This window comes from Natronomonas sp., from assembly GCF_046710025.1.
Taxonomy (GTDB): domain Archaea; phylum Halobacteriota; class Halobacteria; order Halobacteriales; family Haloarculaceae; genus Natronomonas.
In genome coordinates, this window is record NZ_JBKEGK010000208.1 from 1 (window position 1) to 4,607 (window position 4,607).

3 protein-coding genes and 1 pseudogene are annotated in these 4,607 nt (G+C 67.7%); 2 read left to right on the plus strand and 2 right to left on the minus strand.

What is annotated here, in order from left to right; translation table 11 throughout:
* Nucleotides 1–205: 205 nt before the first annotated feature.
* Together ACI944_RS12065 and ACI944_RS12070 are read right to left on the minus strand one after the other, a co-directional pair.
* A complete protein-coding gene (locus tag ACI944_RS12065; RefSeq protein WP_411719296.1) occupies nucleotides 206–1,276 on the minus strand; it encodes an asparagine synthase C-terminal domain-containing protein in 1,071 nt (356 codons plus the stop codon).
* A gap of 101 nt (nucleotides 1,277–1,377) precedes the next feature.
* Complete coding sequence (locus ACI944_RS12070) at nucleotides 1,378–2,055, minus strand: PHP domain-containing protein (RefSeq protein WP_411719297.1); 678 nt, start codon at nucleotides 2,053–2,055, stop codon at nucleotides 1,378–1,380.
* Nucleotides 2,056–2,182: 127 nt separating this feature from the next.
* Between ACI944_RS12070 and purL the strand changes: the two genes are divergently transcribed.
* Nucleotides 2,183–4,318, plus strand: coding sequence for a phosphoribosylformylglycinamidine synthase subunit PurL (gene purL, locus ACI944_RS12075; protein ID WP_411719295.1), 2,136 nt, complete (start codon nucleotides 2,183–2,185; stop codon nucleotides 4,316–4,318).
* Nucleotides 4,319–4,336: 18 nt separating this feature from the next.
* Nucleotides 4,337–4,513: pseudogene (locus ACI944_RS12080) on the plus strand (TIGR00366 family protein); the annotation flags it as partial.
* Nucleotides 4,514–4,607 lie beyond the last annotated feature (94 nt).

Here is a 4,607-nt window from a genome sequence, read left to right on the forward strand (position 1 = left end):
GCCTGTTCGCTTCTCGGCTTCGACAACGTGTCGGACCACTCGTCACTCACGGGAATCCGGTGGTATGCGCTCGCGCTGTCGTTGCTCCGTCCGCTTCGCCTGCCTTTCCCAACCCCGCTTGCCGTCTGCCATGCTTCCACATTGCTGACCCGACGGATAATGCTGTAGGGCCAGCGGCGATCGATCGTGTATCACCCGTGGCGAGTCACTCCGGCCGAAGTGACTCGACGTACTGCCCAAGGTGATCGTCCATCCGCTTTTTAAACCCGGCCTGTCGCGCCAGTCGGTCGAACTCTCTTGCGAGGAGGCTGCCGTACTGGACGGCCTTCTTGTCGCGCGAGTGGAGCTTCGCCGGAAGGAAATCAGCCGCACGTCTGAGCGCGACCTTCCGTTCGCCGCCGTCGACGAGCCACTCGCCGGGCAACCGGAGCGCCGCCTTGACCACACGGTCGGCGAGAAGCGGAACGACGGGGTCGACGCCGGCGGCCCGAAGCGCCAACACGTCTCGTTCGAGCTGTTGGGGCAGCGTCCGAACCGTCTCGCGGGCCGCCCCACGGACCGTGCCGGCCTCGACGCGGTGGTCCCCGGGGGCGTTCGCGATCTTCGCGTACCCGCCGAACAGCTCGTCGGCGCCCTGTCCGAGTGCGAGCCGATCGTGGCCGTCCGCGGCGGCGGCCTCGGCGACGAGATACAGCGGAAGCGCGATCTGTATGTCCATCGGGTTCGTCCGCCCGGTCGCCGCGACGATCTCGGGGATCCCGCGCTCGATGTCGGCGTGGCTGAACTCGACGACCCGGAGGGGACGTCCGAGCGCGGCGGCAGCCGAGCGCGCGGCCGCTATGTCGTGGCTCCCCTCGAAGCCCCCGACGTAGAGCGGTCCGTCGAGCCGCGCCGCGAGGATCGAGGAGTCGACGCCGCCCGAGAAGCCGATCGGCGGCGACCCCGCGACGGCGTCGACCGAGTCTACGATCGCCTCCCGGACGGTGGCGACGGCGCGCTCGCCGTCCTCGTAGAGATCCGGCTCCGGAAGCGTCCACAGTTCGGTATCGCCGGAGGCGTCCCGAGCGTGGCCCGCCGGCATCGGGTCGGGGTTAGCGAGGTCATTCGGGTCGAACCCCCACGTCGTCGGGTCGTCAGCCTCCGAAAATAACGGATACCGACCCAGAACGTCGCGAACGAGCCGGCCGTCGATTTCGCCTGCGAAGCCGTCGAGGCCGGAAAGCGATTCACGGCGATCGACGGCTCCCCGGACGGCCTCGGCAGTCGCACCGTCGATACGGCCGGGGGCGTCGATTCCGTTAGATGTCTCGTCGCCGGGGGCGTCGCTTCTCCCGCCCGACGGCGTGTCGTCGTCCCCCTCCGACGACGCGTCGTCGTTCACCACGGCCACATCGACGCCAGTCGGCGTCTGACCCCGCCGCCGAACTGCTGGACGCTTATAAACCATGGCGTCCGCTTGCCGACGACGCTTGTTCGGCCCTCTCGGACGGCATCAAGGATGCTTTCCGCGCTCCGGTGGTAGGCGTCGACCTCCGTGACCGCCTGCCCGACCATCTCAGCGATGTGGGCGTCGCTGCCGGCGGTCATCGGAAGGGTACGATCCGCGGCGAAGCGCTCGGCCTGGCGGTTGGCCAGCCCGGTGAACAGCCGAGAGTTATAAACCTCAATCGCGTCGGCCGCGGCGAGTTGCCCACGGGTGATGTGGGCGGCGACGCCGTGTCGGGAAGACTGAAATGGGTGTGGGACCACGGCGATCCCGCCGAGGGAGGCGATCCGATCGAGCGTCTCGTCGTAGCCCAACCCCGCCGGAATGAGTTCCTCGATGCCGAGCGCCAACACGTGGCCGGCGGCGCTCGAGATCTCCATGCCGGGAATGCCGACGAGGTCGTGCTTTTCGGCCATCGCGGCCGCCTCCAGTGAGGCGTCGATCTCGTCGTGGTCGGTGACCGCGAGCGCGTCAAGCCCGACCGCCTCGGCCTGCTCTAGAAGCAACTCGACCGGGTCGCGCCCGTCGTAGGACAACTCCGAGTGTGCGTGAAGCTCGACCGACAACACGTCCCGTCGTTCGACAGCTGTATTAAAAAGCCCGCCGGTCCCCGTGCTCGCCGTCTTTTCGGGGGTCAATATCCACGAATATGCACATGAAAAGCGATTTATCCCGGCAAAAAGAGCATACAGGTGAATGAGCCTCCCCCCGTCGGACCGCGAACTCGTTACCGAAGCGCTGGGGCGCGATCCAACCACCGCCGAAAGCGCGATGTTCGAGAACCTCTGGAGCGAACACTGCGCGTACCGCTCCTCGCAGCCGCTGCTCTCGGCGTTCGACAGCGAGGGCGACCGCGTCGTCGTCGGCCCCGGTGACGACGCTGCCGTGCTCGCGCTGCCGGACCCGGAGACCGGCGAGAACGGCGACACCTACATCACGATGGGGGTCGAGAGCCACAATCACCCCTCATACGTCGACCCCTTCGACGGCGCGGCCACCGGCGTCGGCGGCATCGTTCGCGACACCCTCTCGATGGGCGCCTACCCCATCGCGCTCGCCGATAGCCTCTATTTCGGCGGGTTCGACCGCGAGCACTCGAAGTACCTGCTCGAGGGCGTCGTCGAGGGCATCTCCCACTACGGCAACTGTATCGGCGTCCCGACGGTAACCGGCAGCGCGGCGTTTCACGACGGCTACGATGGTAACCCCCTCGTCAACGTCGCCTGCATCGGCCTGACGGACGCGGAACGGCTGGTAACCGCCGAAGCACGGTCGCCAGGCAACAAACTTGTTCTTGCTGGCAACGCCACCGGACGAGACGGCCTCGGCGGCGCATCCTTCGCCAGCGAGGACTTGAGCGAGGACGCCGAGACCGAGGACCGCCCGGCAGTGCAGGTCGGCGACCCCTACGCCGAAAAGCGTCTCATCGAGGCCAACGAGGAACTGGTCGACGCCGGCCTGCTCCGTGCGGCCCGCGATCTGGGGGCGGCCGGCCTCGGCGGCGCGTCCTCGGAACTCGTCGCGAAAGGCGGCCTTGGCGCACACATCGAACTCGACCGCGTCCACCAGCGCGAGCCGAACATGAACGCGACCGAGATCCTGCTCGCGGAGTCTCAAGAGCGAATGTGTTATGAGGTCCGGCCCGACGACGTCGAGCGGGTCGAAGCCATCGCCGACAAGTACGATCTCGGCTGTTCGGTGATCGGAGACGTAACCGAAGGAAACTACGTCTGCACTTTTAAAGGGGAGACAGTCGTCGATGTCGACGCCGAGTACCTCGCTGACGGCGCACCGATGAACGACCTCGAACACGTCGAGCCGGAACAGCCGGCCCGGGACCGGCCCGATCCGGACCTCGAGGCCGCCTTCGAGGCGGTCGTCGGTTCGCCCAACACCGCCTCAAAAGAGTGGATCTACCGACAGTATGACCACGAGGTCGGTACCCGGACGGCGCAGAAACCGGGCGACGACGCGGCGCTGTTGGCGATCCGCGAGGCCGGCGTCGGCTTGGCGTTCTCCTCGGGTGCCGACCCGAACTGGACCGAAGCGGCCCCCTACGAAGGGGCCCGCGCCGTCGCCCTCGAAAACGCGACCAACCTCGCGACGACGGGCGCGACGCCGCTTGCGGCCGTCGACTGTCTCAACGGCGGCAACCCCGAAAAGCCCGACGTGTACGGCGGCTTCCGCGCCATCGTCGACGGTCTCGCGGAGATGTGTGCCGCCCTCGATGTTCCGGTTGTCGGCGGGAACGTCTCGTTGTACAACGACTCGGCCGCGGGCCCGATCCCGCCGACGCCGACGCTCGCGATGGCGGGGACGAAAGCCGGCTACGACGCCCCCGGGAGCAACCTCGCTGGCGAGGGCGAGTTGCTGGTACTCGCCGCCGGTGAGGAACGCTCGCTCGGCGGATCGGAACTGCTCGCACAGTTCGGCGGGACGGACCGGTTCCCCGCGGTTCCGGACACCGGGACGGCATTCGTCGAGGCCGTCGCTGATGTCGCCGATCTCGAGGGCACCTACTCGGTCCACGACGTGAGCCACGGCGGCTTGGCGGTCACCCTCGCCGAGATGGTCGGCGAGGCCGGTGCGAACGTGACGCTGGATGGCGACGCGCTTGAGGCGCTCTTCTCGGAAGCCGTCGGCCGGGTCGTCGTCGAGACGACGCGACCCGACGCGGTCCGCGAAGCGGTCCCCGAGGCCGTCGCCATCGAGCACATCGGCGAGGCGACGGCCGACGGTCGCCTCGAACTCGGCGTCAACGGGACGACACTCAGCTACACCGCCGACCGGATCGCGGCGCTACGCGATGTCATCGAAGCCGACGTAGAGTGACACGTTGTTCCATCTAACGCCTACTCCGTCGGCGACGACCACACCAACGGTTTAAATCCCCGCTGGGCGATCCCGCTGCTCGCGATCACGCGGATCAGGGCCCGCGAGATGTTCGGCTACGCGGTCGCCATGCTTCTAGTTCTGCTCCCGTTCTTAACGCTCGTGTTGCTGTTGCTCCCGTACGGCGCGTTCTAAGCCCGGTTGGGACCGAGGGGCCAGCCCTCACGCCGTCCCGGTGTCGCCCCACTCGTTCTGGGGGATTCTAACGCGGTCGTCGTCGCGGGCGTTC

Excerpts from the sequence above, each read along its gene's own strand:
- purL (WP_411719295.1), top strand. The coding sequence starts at position 2,183 with ATGAGCCTCCCCCCGTCGGACCGCGAACTCGTTACCGAAGCGCTGGGG.